We start from the raw sequence: 13,803 nt of genomic DNA, 5'->3' as shown, positions 1-13,803 counted from the left end.
CTGGGACTGGTGTCCGACCTTCAGCTGCGCGAACTGCGTGATCGTCTGGATGGCCTGACCATCCGCGACGCCGCGCGGCTGGACCGTCGGCTGAAGAACCTCCGCGGCGACAACCCGGAGAAGATCGCCGAACAGATCGCGGCAGCCGAAGGCGTGATCGCCAGCCGGCTCGCGGCCGTGCCGAGCATCACCTACCCCGACCTGCCGGTCACCGACCGCCGTGCCGAGATCGCCAACGCCATCACCGACAACCAGGTGGTGATCGTCGCCGGCGAGACCGGCTCGGGCAAGACGACGCAGCTGCCCAAGATCTGTCTGGAGCTCGGCCGCGGCATCCGTGGCACCATCGGGCACACCCAGCCGCGCCGGCTGGCGGCCCGCACGGTGGCGCAGCGCATCGCCGACGAGACCGGCACTTCGCTGGGCGGGGCCATCGGTTACACCGTGCGGTTCACCGATCAGGCCAGCGACTCGACCCTGGTCAAACTGATGACCGACGGCATTCTGCTCGCCGAGATTCAGAGGGATCGCCGGCTGCTGCGGTACGACACCCTGATCCTCGACGAGGCCCACGAACGCAGCCTCAACATCGACTTCCTGCTCGGGTACCTGCGCGAGCTGCTGCCGCGCCGCCCGGACCTCAAGGTCATCGTGACATCGGCGACCATCGAACCGGAGCGGTTCGCGAAACACTTCGGCGGAGCCGAACATGGACGCAGTTTCGATGCGCCGATCGTCGAGGTCTCGGGCCGTACCTATCCCGTCGAAATCCGTTACCGCCCTTTGGAAGTGCCGGTCGTCGCGGACGACACCGACGATCCCGACGATCCGGACCACGAGATCGTCCGCACCGAGCCGCGGGACCAGACCGAAGCCATCGTCGACGCGGTGCGTGAGCTGGAATCCGAACCGGCCGGCGATGTGCTCGTCTTCCTGTCCGGCGAGCGCGAGATCCGGGACACCGCAGAGGCGTTGCGGGATGCGCTGTCCGGCGACACATTTCCGACCGAGATCCTGCCGCTGTACGCCCGGCTGCCCACCGCGGATCAGCAGAAGGTTTTCAACGCGAAGCCCGGTGGGCCGCGCCGGATCGTATTGGCCACCAACGTCGCCGAAACCTCCCTGACGGTGCCGGGCATCCGGTACGTCGTCGACCCGGGCACGGCGCGCATATCGCGGTACAGCCGGCGCACCAAGGTGCAGCGGTTGCCGATCGAACCGATCTCGCAGGCGTCGGCCGCGCAGCGGTCCGGCCGGTCCGGTCGTACCGCTCCGGGTGTGTGTATCCGGCTGTACTCGGAAGAGGACTTCGCGTCGCGGCCTCGCTACACCGACCCGGAGATCCTGCGCACCAACCTCGGTGCGGTCATCCTGCAGATGGCGGCGCTGGGGCTCGGCGATATCGAGGCCTTCCCGTTCCTGGACCCACCCGATGCGCGCAGCATCCGCGACGGCATCCAATTGCTCCAGGAATTGGGCGCTTTCGATACGAAGGGCGCCATCACCGACGTCGGACGCCGGCTGGCCAGGCTGCCGCTGGATCCGCGCGTCGGCCGCATGATCCTGCAAGCCGACACCGAAGGCTGCGTCCGCGAGGTACTGATTCTGGCTGCCGCGCTGTCGATCCCGGATCCGCGGGAGCGGCCGTCGGACCGCGAAGAGGCCGCCCGGCAGAAGCACGCCCGCTTCGCCGACGAGCATTCGGACTTCATTTCCTACCTCAACTTGTGGAACTACCTGCGCGAGCAGCGGAACCAGTTGTCCGGCAGCGCTTTCCGCCGGATGTGCCGCGACGAATTCCTGCACTACCTGCGGATCCGAGAATGGCAGGACCTGGTCGGCCAATTGCGCAGCATCGCGGGCGATCTCGGCATCCGGGAGTCGGGCGATGATGCTGACCCGCTGCGCATCCACACCGCGCTGACCGCAGGGCTGCTGTCGCACGTCGGGCTGCGCGAAGGCGAGACGCGGGACTACCAGGGTGCTCGCAACTCGCGGTTCGTCCTGGCGCCGGGTTCGGTGCTGACCAAGAAGCCGCCGCGCTGGATCGTCGTCGCGGATCTGGTGGAGACCAGCCGGCTGTTCGGGCGCATCGCGGCACGCATCGAACCGGAGACCGTCGAGCGGGTCGCCGGAGATCTGTTGCAACGCACCTTCAGTGAGCCGCACTGGGACGCCCGCCGGGGTGCGGTCATGGGGTTCGAACGAGTGACGCTCTACGGGCTGCCGCTGGTGCCGCGCCGTCGGGTCGGGTACGCGCAGGTCGATCCGGTGGTGGCGCGCGAGCTGTTCATCCGGCACGCGCTGGTCGAAGGCGACTGGCAGACCCGGCACCACTTCTTCCGCGACAACACCCGCCTGCGGACCGAACTGGAGGAGCTGGAAGAGCGCGCCCGCCGCCGCGACCTGCTGGCCGGCGACGACGAGGTGTATGCCTTCTACGACCAGCGGGTGCCCGAGAGCGCGGTGTCGGCACGGCATTTCGATGCCTGGTGGAAGAAGCAGCGGCATGTGACGCCGGACCTGCTGACCATGACGCGCGAGGATCTACTGCGCACTGACACCGACGCCGACCAGCCCGACACCTGGCAGACCGGCGACCTCTCGCTGCCGTTGAGCTACCGATTCGAGCCCGGCGCCGCCGATGACGGTGTCACGGTGCACGTTCCGGTCGAGGTGCTGGCCCGGCTCGGCGGTGACGGCTTCGCGTGGCAGGTGCCCGCGCTGCGCGAAGAGCTGGTCACGGCGCTGATCAAATCGCTGCCCAAGGACCTGCGGCGCAACTTCGTGCCCGCACCCGACACCGCGCGGGCGGTGCTGCCGGACCTCAATCCGGGAGACGGCTCGCTGCTCGAGGAACTGCAGCGCGAACTGCGCAGGCGCAGTGGCATTCTGGTGCCGATCGACGCCTTCGACCTGAGCAAGGTTCCGGACCACCTGCGGGTCACCTTCGCGGTCGAGAAGGACGGCGCCGAGGTGGCGCGCGGCAAGGACCTAAGTGCGCTGCATGATCGACTGGCCGGCTCGGTGCGGCAGGCAGTCGCCGGGGCCGTCGCAGGCGATCTGCAGCGGACGGGTCTGAAGGCGTGGCCCGACGATCTGTCCGAGTTGCCGCGCAGCGTGGAGAGCACGGCCGGCGGGCACACCGTGCGCGGATTTCCCGCGTTCGTGGATACCGGTGCGGCGGTGGATATCCGGGTGTTCCCGACGGCAGCGGAGCAGGCCGCGGCCATGGGTCCAGGACTGCGACGGTTGCTGCGGCTCGCCGCGCCGTCGCCGGTCAAGGCGGCCGAGCGCGTGCTCAATCCCCGCGCGCGCCTCGCGCTGGCGAGCAATCCCGACGGCAGCCTGGCTGCGCTCCTTGAGGATTGCGCCGACGCCGCCGTGCGGGTGCTGGCGCCCAAGCCCGTGTGGACCTCCGCTGGCTTCGGCGCGTTGCGCGACACCGTCGCCGCCAAACTGGTTCCGACGACGCTCGACGTCGTCGGCCGCGTCGAGCGCGTCTTGACCACCGCGCACACGGCGCAGGTTGCGTTGCCCGACAAGCCTTCTGCGCTCCAGGCCGACGCCGTCGCTGATATCCGCGCACAGCTGGCCCGGCTGCTCCCGGTCGGATTCGTCGCGGCGACGGGCGTCACCCACCTCGCCGACCTGACCCGGTACCTGACCGCGATCGGCCGGCGGCTGGAGCGGCTGCCTCAGGCTCCCGCCGCAGACCGGGAGCGGATGGACCGCGTCCGCGCCGTCCAGGATGCGTACGACGAACTGCTGCAGGCGCTTTCACCGCTTCGGTGCCAAGGCGAGGACGTCCGCGACATCGCCCGGCAGATCGAAGAGCTGCGCGTCAGCCTCTGGGCCCAGCAGTTGGGCACCCCGCGGCCCGTCAGCGAGCAACGGATCTACCGGGCGATCGACGCCATAGTCCCGTGATTTGTGCACGATTTTCCGCGGTGAGCGCGGAAAATCGTGCACAAATCGCTCAGGAGGGCGAGGTGGGGGCGTCGGCGATCTTGACCAGCTGGACTTCGGGACGGTCCGGCACCTGGTCGGTCAGGAACCAGCGAAATGCCAGGTTGCCCTGCGGATAGTCCAGCGTGGTAAGCGAATTGGGGTGTGTGGTGGTGCCGCGGGACAGGACGACCGTTACCGTGCCATCGGAGTTGGGCACCGCGCTGTATCCGTTGAGCGAGCTACGGGCGTCGCTGGCACCGGGGGTGGCCATGAACTGGTTCCACACCACAAGGTTCCAGAACCGGCAGGCCGGCGGGCGATGGGTGATGACCAGAGCCTCGTCCTCGGCGAGCACGAAGCTGCCGTACGAATAGCAGGCGTCGCGGGCCGACCAGCCGAAGTTGGCATCGGGCACCTGGTACGGCGCCGCGAATTCATTGGCCACGTGGGCAATCGAGTGGCCGAGCGAGGTTTCGTCGGGGCGGGTGCCCACCGGCATCGGCATGATGGCGAACAGCGTGCGGATCCACGTGGCGCTGGACCGCAACGCGGCGGCTGTCGCGGCGTCACTGTGCCGGAACGGCTCCGGAGGATCGAGTGCCTCGATGTTCCAGGTGACGGGACGGCCCGTCGCCGGATCGGCCTGGTAGTCGCGGGTGAGGAAGACGGCCGCCTCGGGCAGTGGTCCGAGCTCGAACGAGAAGTTGCCGTCGGCGTCGAATTCGATGTCGGTGTCCCGGATTATCGCGACGACCTTGTTCGACCAGGCGCCGGGAGACGGCTCGTTGTATGCGGTCAGCGAGAGGTAGACGCTGTCGCCCTTGTTGCCGAAAACGCGGTATTTGCGCTCCGGGTCGACGGGGCACATGGTGTAGTAGGCGTCGGTGTTGTCGCCGCCCCAGCGCCTGTCATGCCGGGTGGGGGTGTTGACGGCGACGAACTGGGGCCGGCCGGGCTCGGGAAACAGGTAGCAGTCCAGCGCCACCCCGAGACCCGTCGCGAGCATGCGGTAGCCGTCGGCGATCTGGCGGTCGTCGGTGACGGCGCGCGGACCCTCGAGGAATGAGGTGTCGAGCTCACGCAGGGTGTCGAGGAGTTCCCGCCATGCGGCAGCGGATTCGGTCATGCGCCAATACCTTTCAGGATCAGGGTGGTGTTGCGGTCTATCCAGTCGTCATCGGGGGCGGTGCTACGGGTGAGGGCGGCGAGCAGGGCGATGCCCGTGATGGCCTCGGTCAGGTCGGTGGCGGTGACGTCGGCGCGGAGTTCGCCGCGGGCTGCGGCGGCGTCGAGGCGCGCATGCAGTCCGGGCCCGAGTGCGTCGGCGAACCGGTCGAGCAGGGCGCTGTGCAAGGTGGCGTCAGCGGTCATCTCGCCGAGCAGTCCGGGTAGTGCGGCGCGCGCCGCGGGGGTGCTGAGGACCGCCACGGTGCCACGGACCATCGCTCGGACATCGCCCGCGAGGGAACCGGTGTCGGGCAGTTCCGTGGCGATACCCGCGGGGAAGGCCGCCTCGTGGACGAGGTGCGCCTTGCTGGGCCAGCGCCGGTAGATCGCGGGCTTGCTGGTGCCGGCCTGCTTGGCGATCGCGTCCACGGATAGCGCGGCGTAACCGACCTCGCCGAGCAGTGCGGTTGTCGCCTCCAGCACGGCGTCATCGATGCGCCGATCACGAGGTCTGCCAAGTTCTTTCGCCATTACGAAACTCATAGTAACATAATTGGTGTGACTGACACCACAGATGTTGTCCGGCTCGATGACCTGGCCAATCCCACCTTCACGGCCGAGGCGCAGCAGTTCCGCGACATGATGACGATGATGGCGGCGGAGTGTCCCCTCGACGCCGACGCATTACACGCCAAGGCGAGCGCCGACACCGGCCTCGACGACTTCGGTCCCGCCGACTATCGCGAACGTCTCGATGTGCTGCTGGGCGCGCTCCGGCAGATCGACGGATTCAACGGCCCGGGCGTGGTCAACTTCTACGGCCAGCTGCTGCAACTGTTGAAGAACCGCCTGCTGCTCACCGATCTGCTGAAGCGGCACCCCGAGATTCACGACATCGAACTGCTGCCTCCGGTGGTGATCGTCGGGTTGCCGCGTACCGGCACCACGCACCTGCACAATCTGCTGGCTGCCGCCGGGACCTTCCGGACCCTGCCGTACTGGGAGTCGATGGAGCCGTTCCCGCTGGCGTCCGAGGCGGGTATCGAGCCGGACCCCCGGCGTACCCGGATGGACGTCGCGATCAACGTGATGAACATCGTCATGCCGCATTTCCCGCTGATGCACGAGATGACCACCGACCACGTGCACGAGGAAATCCAGTTGCTCGCCAACGACTTTTCCACGATGTACTTCGAGACCTTGGCGGACGTCCCCGCCTGGCGCGACTACTACGAATCGCACGACCAGGCGCCGCACTACCGGCACATGGTGACCCAGCTCAAAGCCCTGCAGTTCCTGCGCGGCGGTCGGCGCTGGCTGCTCAAGTCGCCGCAGCATCTCGAACAACTACCGGTACTCAACGCCGAATTACCCGGTGTGGTCGGTGTTTTCACGCATCGCGACCCGGTGCCGGTGGTGTTGTCGATGATCGCCATGCTCACCTATTCCGCGCGGATGCATCGCAGCCCGGTTCCGGTCGAGCACATCGCGGCGTACTGGGTGCAGCGGCTGGAGCATATGCTCGCCGGGCTGGTCCGGGACCGGGAGATCATCGGCCGGGATCGGTCCATCGACATCCGGTTCGACGACTTCATGGCCGACGATCTCGGTACCGCGGAGAGCGTCTTCGCCCTTGCCGAGGAACAACTTTCGGATGCCGAGCGTAGTGCCATGGCCGACTACCTTGCCGGCCATCAACGCGGCCGGCTGGGCCGGGTCGAGACGTCGTGCGAGATGTTCGGCCTCGACCCAGATGAACTGAAGGCCCGCTTCGCGCCCTACACGCAGCGGTTCCTGGCCTAGTGTCCTGCGCCGGGAATTCGTTGAAGATATGAACCGAGTCGTTCGAAGATCTCGTCGGCGGTCTTGGTCCAGTTGAACGGGCGGGGGTTGTCGTTCCAGTCTGCGATCCACTCGCGAATGTCCTTCTCGAGGGCCTGAATTGAGCGGTGAACGCCGCGGCGCAGTTTCTGGTCGGTGAGTAACCCGAACCACCGCTCGACCTGGTTGAGCCACGACGAGTAGGTCGGGGTGAAGTGCATGTGGAATCGGGGATGGGCGGCAAGCCATTTGGTTACTGTCGGCGATTTGTGCGTCGAGTAGTTGTCGCAGATCAGATGGACGTCCAGGTCAGCGGGCACGGTGTTGTCCAACTTGGTCAAGAACTTCTTGAACTCGATCGCGCGGTGCCGGCGGTGAATCGAGCCGTAGACCTCGCCGGTGGCCACATCCAGGGCGGCGAACAAGGTGGTGATTCCGTGCCGCACGTAGTCATGGGTGCGGCGCTCGGGCATGCCGGGCATCATCGGCAGCACCGGCGCGCTGCGATCCAAGGCCTGGATCTGCGATTTTTCATCGACGCAGAGCACCAGTGCCTTCTCCGGCGGGTCCAGATACAACCCCACGACGTCACGGACCTTGTCGACGAACTGCGGGTCGTTGCTGATCTTGAAGGTGTCCACCTGATGCGGCTTGAGGCCGAACGACTTCCAGATCCGTCCGACCGTTGACTTCGACAACCCGGTCTCAGCCGCCATCGAAGACCGCGACCAGTGCGTGGCGCCTTTGGGTTGACGCTCCAACGTGGCCACGATCAGCTGCTCGACCGCCTCGTCGGTGATCTTGCGCGGCGCACCAGGACGCGGCTCATCGGCCAGACCCTCCAGTCGCGCCTCCAGGAACCGTCCACGCCATTTGCCGACCGTTTGCGGCCACACACCTTCATCAGCGGCGACTTCCTTGTTGGATTTCCCTGCCGCGCAACCCAACACGATCCGACAACGTTGGGCCAACGCCTGCGAGGACTTCGATCGACGGGCCCACCGCTGCAACGTCTCACGTTCGTCGTCGGTCAACACCAACTCGACTACCGGCCTACCCCTGGTTCCCACCCGCCAATTCTACAATTAATCAACTAATTTACGGCGCAGGACACTAGGACTAGAGCTGCTCCATGGTTGCCGGGTCGGCCAAGGGCACCACCAGATGCGAAGCATGAACGCCGCCTTGGGAAATCCGGTAGGTACCGCCAGTCAAGGCCGTCCGCTGCGGGCGGGTCGGCACCAGATGCGGGAAGTCGTAGGTCGTGACGGTGAGCCGCAACCGATGGCCCGGGGCGAGGAGCGCCGCGGTGGGGAACACTTCGATGTCGTAGCGGGTCAACTCACCGGGTACGACGGGTGCGGCCGCCTGCCGAGTGCTGATGTGCTGTGGCCGCAGGATGGTGCCGTCGGGCAGGACCCAGCTCGATTCGGGGTCGAGGGCGCGGTGTGAACCGAGGAGCGCCCCTTGTGTCAAGGGCCGGCTGACGCCTTCGGGGGAGACGTCGTCGAGGTGTGCCACCCACAGGGTTTCGCTGCGGTCGGCGGTGGCGAAGATCGTCAGTCCGACCGGACCGGCCAGCAACTGTTCGGTGTCGAAGGCGTCGCTGGTGTAGGTGAGCGCGTCACGCTGGAGCCGGGTGTTGTCCTGGTCGTAGCGGACGCTGCGGCCGGTCTGCGAGACCATGAAGCTGCCCATGCCGAGGCTCCACTGCTCCAGGCTGCGCCCGGAAACCGGTCCGCGAGAGAGATATTGGAGCGTGGCGGTCGATTCGTCGGCCGACGGCGTGGCATACAGGCCGCCGCCGAGGCCCAGGTACAGCCGCGTCGGGGTGGCTTCCGGGAACGGATAAGCGTTGGTGCGGAACCACTTTGCGCTCCCGATCGCCTGAAAGCGCACCGGCGCACCGGTGACGGCCGCGGTGTCGTCGTCTTTGAGCCAGTGGTCGAACCAGCGTAGCTGCAAGGCCTGCAGGTGCTGACCGTCGAGATCCGAGACGTGGTACCACGGGCCCGCCATCAGCTGGAACTTGTCGGACACGGGCTGGTCGGCGGTCATGGCCGCGCCGGCGGGGCGGCCGGCGAACGTGTTTTGCAGGGCCGCGTAGTTCAGCGGCGCGCCGCGCTGGAACGCGTCATGCCAGCCGCCCACGAGAAACACCGCGACGCCGTTCTCGACGATCTTCGGCACCACCTCCGCGGGGCGCATGGTGTCCCAGAAGGTTCCGTCGAACGCGGTGTCACCACCGGCGATCGCGTCCTTGATCAGGTTCCGGAAGTAGCTGCGCTGGTCGCGTCCCCGCTGCCGTACCGCGGAAATGCCACCGGCCCTGGGCCTTTCATGGCCGCCGCGGTGGGCGAACTCCAGTGCCGGGTTGATCACGTTGAGCAGCGAGTAGGTGGCGCCGTACGCGCGTACCGTACGCATGTGCGGGACACCGCCCATGGTGACGACGTCGCGATAGAAATCGTTGGCGGCCATCGCCGGGAAGATCGCCTTCAGTGGCGAGCCGGGGCCCACCGCGGCCGCCGTCATGAGCTGATTGATGGCCAGATACGAAATACCGAACATGCCGACGCGGCCATTTGAATTGGGTAGGGAGGCAGCCCAATTCACCAGATCGACGCCGTCCTGCACCTGCTCGGGCCCGAGCATCTCGAAAGATCCGCTCGACACGCCGGTGCCACGCACGTCGGCCATCACCTCGATGTAGCCGCGACGGATCAGATACGGCGTTGCGCCACCACCGATCTGGGCGGCCGGCGGCGGCGCCTTCTTGCCGTACGCCGTCATCGAGAGCAGCACGGGGAACGGGCCGGATGCGGGCTCGCCCGTAGCCGGGTCGGTCGGATAATGGATGTCCACCCGAAGTGAGATGCCGTCGCTCATCAGCACCGCGACGTTGTGATGTACGCCGACGCCGTACTGCGCCGGTGGCGCGTCCCACGCCGGCAACAGTGGCGATGGGCTGGTCTTCCGGGTACGGGTGGCGGCCCAACCAGCCATGGCCTTGATCCGTCCGCCCACCCCTGGTGTCTCGACATGCGTCTCCACACCTCGACCGTACGCCGAACCCGAAAGAAGTTACTGCTTCGTGACGGAACCGTGTCAGGGCGCTCGGCGGCGTTCCCAGGGTCGGTCCGTAGCATCCAATCAGTGACCAGTAGTCCGTGTGAAAGAGACGACGAGGCCAAGGGCGTCGGCTGCATCTCGCGCCGGCGCATGCTGAGAATGGCTGCGGCGGCGCCGGTTCTGGTCGGTATGCCTGCCGTGGTGTCGTCCCTCACCGCGCCTGCGGCGAAAGCCGCCGGTCTGGCGGGGGCAGTGGTGTTCCTGGACCCGGGACACAACGGGGCCAACGATTCGTCGATCAGCAAGCAGGTACCCACCGGCCGCGGCGGCACCAAGGAGTGCCAGACCAGCGGCACGTCCACGACGGCAGGTTTCCCCGAGCATTCGTTCACCTGGAACGTGGTGCTGCTGATGCAGCAGCAGCTGGCGAACGCCGGTGTTCAGGTCCACCTGTCGCGCAACAACGACAACGCGCTGGGGCCATGTGTCGATCAGCGCGCCGAGATGGCGAATTCGCTGCGGCCCAATGCGGTCGTGTCGGTCCACGCCGACGGCGGCCCTGCCGGCGGCCACGGATTCCACGTCAACTACTCCGCACCGCCGCTCAACCAGGTGCAAGCAGGGCCGTCCGTGCGATTCGCCCAGATCATGCGCGACAAGATGGTGGCCTCGGGGCTGACGCCGGCGACCTACATCGGCAGCAACGGACTGTACGGCCGGGCCGACCTGACCGGCCTGAACCTCGCGCAGTACCCGTCGATCCTGGTCGAGTGCGGCAACATGAAGAACCCGCAGGAGGGGGCCGCGATGGCCACCATGCAGGGGTGGCAGACCTACGCGAACGCCATCTGCCAGGGCATCGCCGCGTTCATCCAGGCCAGCTAGCGCTCAGAGCTCGGCCAGCGCGACACCGGTGACACCCGGGCCCAGTCGCGCCAGCTCACGGTCGGTCCCGTCGGCGAGGTTCACCACGCGGATACCGCCGGAGCGCAGCTCGCTCACGTAGTACGTCGTGTCATCGGCGGTGGCCAGGCCGATCGCCTCCTGGAACCCGCGGGACAGGATCGCGTACGACCCGACCGCAGGCTGGACCTGACCGCGATTGAGCGTGTTGCCGTCCGGCTCGGCGCCCCGGTCCGTCCAGACCAGGTTTCCCGAGCGGTCGAGATCCAGGTCGATGGGTTCGGGCAGGTCCTGCCACAGCAGCTCGATGTCGTCGCGGTCAGCGGCCGTCCGCCCCGTGGGAAACTCGGTGCCGCACCGGAAGATTCGGCCCTGACCGGCATCCGGCGCGCCCTTCTGCGTCCAATAGACCAGGCTATTCACCGGGTCGACGGCGATACCCACGCAGTGATTGCGGGGGTCCTGCGCGTCGGTACCCGCCACCACCAGCGTCTCCAAACTGGAACCGTCCAGCTGACAGCGCAGCACCTGCATGCCTTCGCGGTCGCACCAGTAGAGGAATCCGGCGTCGAAGTCGGCCGTCAGCTGCTTGCCCGTGGTGAACGCGCCCTGGGGCACGATGGTCCGCCGGTCCGAACCGTCCAGATCGACGCGCTCGATCGACCCGTTGCGGGTGAAGAACGTCGAGAAGGCACCGCGGCCGGATTCGGGGTCGGGCGTCCCCATGTTGGTCCAGTAGATGTGGCCCCGGGCCTGGTCGACGACGATGCCGTCGGGCGTCTCACCGACATCGGTGACCAGCGTGCGGACCCGCGAACCGTCGAGTGACACGGCCAGGATCTCCCGCTTGGCGATGTGCAGCACCAATAGTTCGGTCATGCCCCGGATTATTCAGTGGGGGCGCTAGCGTTGTGTGACCGGAGCATTCATTGGAGGCTGATTGTGCACATTGATCTGACCGGCAAGATCGCCCTGGTAACCGGTTCCACGCAGGGCATCGGACTGGCCATTGCCGAAGGGCTCGCGGGCAGCGGAGCCCGTGTCGTGGTGAACGGACGCAGCGACGAACGAGTCCGGGCGGCCGTCGCCGAACTCACCGGCAAGGGGTTCGCCGACGTCGTCGGCGTGGCCGCGGACGTCACCACCGAGGAAGGTGTTGCCCAACTCACGCAACAACTTCCGGATGTCGACATCCTGGTCAACAACCTCGGCATCTTCGGATCGGTCCCGGCACAGGAGATCACCGACGACGAGTGGCGGCGATACTTCGAGGTGAACGTGCTGTCCGCGGTGCGGCTCATCCGTACCTACCTGCCCGGGATGGCGGAACGCGGCTGGGGTCGCGCGATCCAGATCGCCAGTGACTCGGCGATCGTCATCCCGGAGGAGATGATCCATTACGGCACATCCAAGACCGCGCTGCTGGCGGTGACCCGCGGTTTCGCCAAGGACGCGGCAGGCACCGGCGTGACGGTGAACTCGGTGATCGCGGGCCCGACCCACACCGGGGGCGTCGAGGACTTCGTCTACCAGCTGGTCGACAAGAACCTGCCGTGGGACGAGGCGCAGCGCGAATTCATGATCAAGTACCGCCCACAATCGTTGCTGCGCAGGCTGATCGAGCCCGAAGAGATCGCGAACATGGTGGTGTACCTCAGCTCGCAGCAGTCGTCGGCGACCACCGGCGCCGCGGTGCGCGCCGACGGCGGCTACGTCGACTCGATCCTGCCCTGACGTGCGCAAGCGCATCGTCGTCGCGGGGCTGGGGGACAGCGGCATCCTCGCTGCCGTCCGACTGGCCCCGCACGCCGACGTCGTCGGCATCTCGGTCAAGGACGGCCTGGTCAGCGGGCAGGAACTCGGCATGCGCGTCGCGCGGCCCGACGCCTGGGCACGGGACTACTTCATCGGTTTCCGGCGGTTCCGTGGCCTGGACTCGGTGCGGATCGTGCACGGCGCCCTGACGGGCACCGACCTGGACGCCCGCACGGTGACGGTGGCGGCGGCCGACGGAACCGAGACCGTCGAGCCGTTCGACGTGCTGCTGATCTCGACCGGAACGACCAACGGATTCTGGCGGCGGCCGACCCTGCAGACGGCCGACGACGTTGCAGCAGACCTGCACGACACCCATGAACGCCTGGCTCGTGCGCAGCGCATCGCCGTGGTGGGCGGCGGGGCCACGGCGGTGAGCAGTGCCGGGAATCTGGCGCGGTCGTGGCCGGACAAGGTGATCGACCTGTATTTCCCTGGCGCCCAGATACTTCCGGGGTATCACGTCGGGACACAGGTGCGCGTTGCGCAGCGGCTGGCAGAGCTCGGCGTCCGGCAACATCTCGGTCACCGCGCGATCCTGCCCCCGAACCGTGACGAGATCACCGCCGGGCCAATCGAATTCAGCACCGGGCAACCCGACGGGGAAGCCGATGCGGTGCTGTGGGCAGTCGGACGGGTGCGGCCCAACACGGCGTGGCTGCCGCCGCAGATTCTCGACGACGACGGCTTCGTCCGCGTCACCCCGGAACTGGCGGTACCCGGGTATCCGGGCGTCTTCGCCGTCGGTGATGTCGCGGCGACCGATCCGCTGCGGACGTCAGCACGTAACGGTGGTGGTGCGCTGGTCGCGCGAAACATTCTGGCCCAGCTGAAATCTCGAAAACTGCGGCGCTACCGGCCGCCTGCTGTGCGGTGGGGTTCCGTGCTCGGCCCCCAGCCCGACGGGCTCGAGGTGTTCACCCCGTGGGGGCAGGCCGTCCGGTTCCCGGCGTGGACCGTCGACCGGGTGTTGCAGCGGTTCGTCGTGCGCCGGCAGCTGTATCGCGGCGTGCGCGACTGACAAGCGTTGACCCTGTAACCAGGGCGCCCGCTACTCGCACTTTTGCGCCCTCA

Annotated in this window: 10 protein-coding genes; 5 read left to right on the top strand and 5 right to left on the bottom strand. The window is 67.3% G+C overall.

The window, feature by feature from the left end; translation table 11 throughout:
- Positions 1-9 precede the first annotated feature (9 nt).
- On the top strand, positions 10-3,930 hold the full coding sequence (gene hrpA / locus ACJEIK_RS28495; protein ID WP_409430760.1) for an ATP-dependent RNA helicase HrpA: 3,921 nt from the start codon (positions 10-12) through the stop codon (positions 3,928-3,930).
- Positions 3,931-3,979: 49 nt separating this feature from the next.
- Here hrpA and ACJEIK_RS28490 read toward each other — a convergent pair whose 3' ends face one another.
- Entirely contained in the window at positions 3,980-5,077 is a 1,098-nt protein-coding gene (locus ACJEIK_RS28490; RefSeq protein WP_267325990.1) for a DUF1214 domain-containing protein, read from the bottom strand.
- Complete coding sequence (locus tag ACJEIK_RS28485) at positions 5,074-5,649, bottom strand: TetR/AcrR family transcriptional regulator (protein WP_267326059.1); 576 nt, start codon at positions 5,647-5,649, stop codon at positions 5,074-5,076. Before ACJEIK_RS28485 ends, ACJEIK_RS28490 begins: the two co-directional genes overlap by 4 nt.
- Positions 5,650-5,757: 108 nt before the next feature.
- On the opposite strand from ACJEIK_RS28485, the gene ACJEIK_RS28480 reads away from it, so the two are divergent.
- Complete coding sequence (locus ACJEIK_RS28480) at positions 5,758-6,921, top strand: sulfotransferase (protein WP_267326058.1); 1,164 nt, start codon at positions 5,758-5,760, stop codon at positions 6,919-6,921.
- Here ACJEIK_RS28480 and ACJEIK_RS28475 read toward each other — a convergent pair.
- Together ACJEIK_RS28475 and ACJEIK_RS28470 are read right to left on the bottom strand one after the other, a co-directional pair.
- A complete protein-coding gene (locus ACJEIK_RS28475) occupies positions 6,918-8,009 on the bottom strand; it encodes an IS630 family transposase (protein WP_036429724.1) in 1,092 nt (363 codons plus the stop codon). The two genes, ACJEIK_RS28480 and ACJEIK_RS28475, sit on opposite strands and share 4 nt — an antisense overlap.
- Before the next feature lie 49 nt (positions 8,010-8,058).
- Positions 8,059-9,828 (bottom strand): CocE/NonD family hydrolase, encoded by a 1,770-nt coding sequence (locus ACJEIK_RS28470; RefSeq protein WP_064858356.1) that lies wholly within the window; start codon positions 9,826-9,828, stop codon positions 8,059-8,061.
- A gap of 333 nt (positions 9,829-10,161) precedes the next feature.
- Between ACJEIK_RS28470 and ACJEIK_RS28465 the strand changes: the two genes are divergently transcribed.
- Complete coding sequence (locus tag ACJEIK_RS28465) at positions 10,162-10,896, top strand: Rv3717 family N-acetylmuramoyl-L-alanine amidase (RefSeq protein WP_374704307.1); 735 nt, start codon at positions 10,162-10,164, stop codon at positions 10,894-10,896.
- A 3-nt stretch (positions 10,897-10,899) separates the two neighbouring features.
- On the opposite strand, the gene ACJEIK_RS28460 is transcribed toward ACJEIK_RS28465, so the two are convergent.
- On the bottom strand, positions 10,900-11,793 hold the full coding sequence (locus ACJEIK_RS28460; protein ID WP_409430759.1) for a hypothetical protein: 894 nt from the start codon (positions 11,791-11,793) through the stop codon (positions 10,900-10,902).
- A 63-nt stretch (positions 11,794-11,856) separates the two neighbouring features.
- Between ACJEIK_RS28460 and ACJEIK_RS28455 the strand changes: the two genes are divergently transcribed.
- Both ACJEIK_RS28455 and ACJEIK_RS28450 read left to right on the top strand, forming a co-directional pair.
- Complete coding sequence (locus ACJEIK_RS28455) at positions 11,857-12,648, top strand: SDR family NAD(P)-dependent oxidoreductase (protein ID WP_409430758.1); 792 nt, start codon at positions 11,857-11,859, stop codon at positions 12,646-12,648.
- Between the two features lies 1 nt (position 12,649).
- Positions 12,650-13,750: an FAD-dependent oxidoreductase gene (locus ACJEIK_RS28450; protein ID WP_409430757.1), complete on the top strand. Its 1,101-nt coding sequence runs from the start codon at positions 12,650-12,652 to the stop codon at positions 13,748-13,750.
- The last annotated feature ends 53 nt before the right edge of the window (positions 13,751-13,803 follow it).

It is taken from the genome of Mycobacterium sp. SMC-16, assembly GCF_046250085.1.
GTDB lineage: Bacteria > Actinomycetota > Actinomycetes > Mycobacteriales > Mycobacteriaceae > Mycobacterium > Mycobacterium phocaicum.
This window is presented reverse-complemented; position numbering and strand designations above follow the sequence as displayed.

Bases quoted from the DNA above. Each gene is read 5' to 3' on its own strand.
- ACJEIK_RS28490 (WP_267325990.1), bottom strand. From the start codon at position 5,077: ATGACCGAATCCGCTGCCGCATGGCGGGAACTCCTCGACACCCTGCGT.
- ACJEIK_RS28485 (WP_267326059.1), bottom strand. From the start codon at position 5,649: ATGGCGAAAGAACTTGGCAGACCTCGTGATCGGCGCATCGATGACGCC.
- ACJEIK_RS28465 (WP_374704307.1), top strand. From the start codon at position 10,162: ATGCTGAGAATGGCTGCGGCGGCGCCGGTTCTGGTCGGTATGCCTGCC.
- ACJEIK_RS28460 (WP_409430759.1), bottom strand. From the start codon at position 11,793: ATGACCGAACTATTGGTGCTGCACATCGCCAAGCGGGAGATCCTGGCC.
- ACJEIK_RS28480 (WP_267326058.1), top strand. From the start codon at position 5,758: ATGATGACGATGATGGCGGCGGAGTGTCCCCTCGACGCCGACGCATTA.
- ACJEIK_RS28470 (WP_064858356.1), bottom strand. From the start codon at position 9,828: ATGAGCGACGGCATCTCACTTCGGGTGGACATCCATTATCCGACCGAC.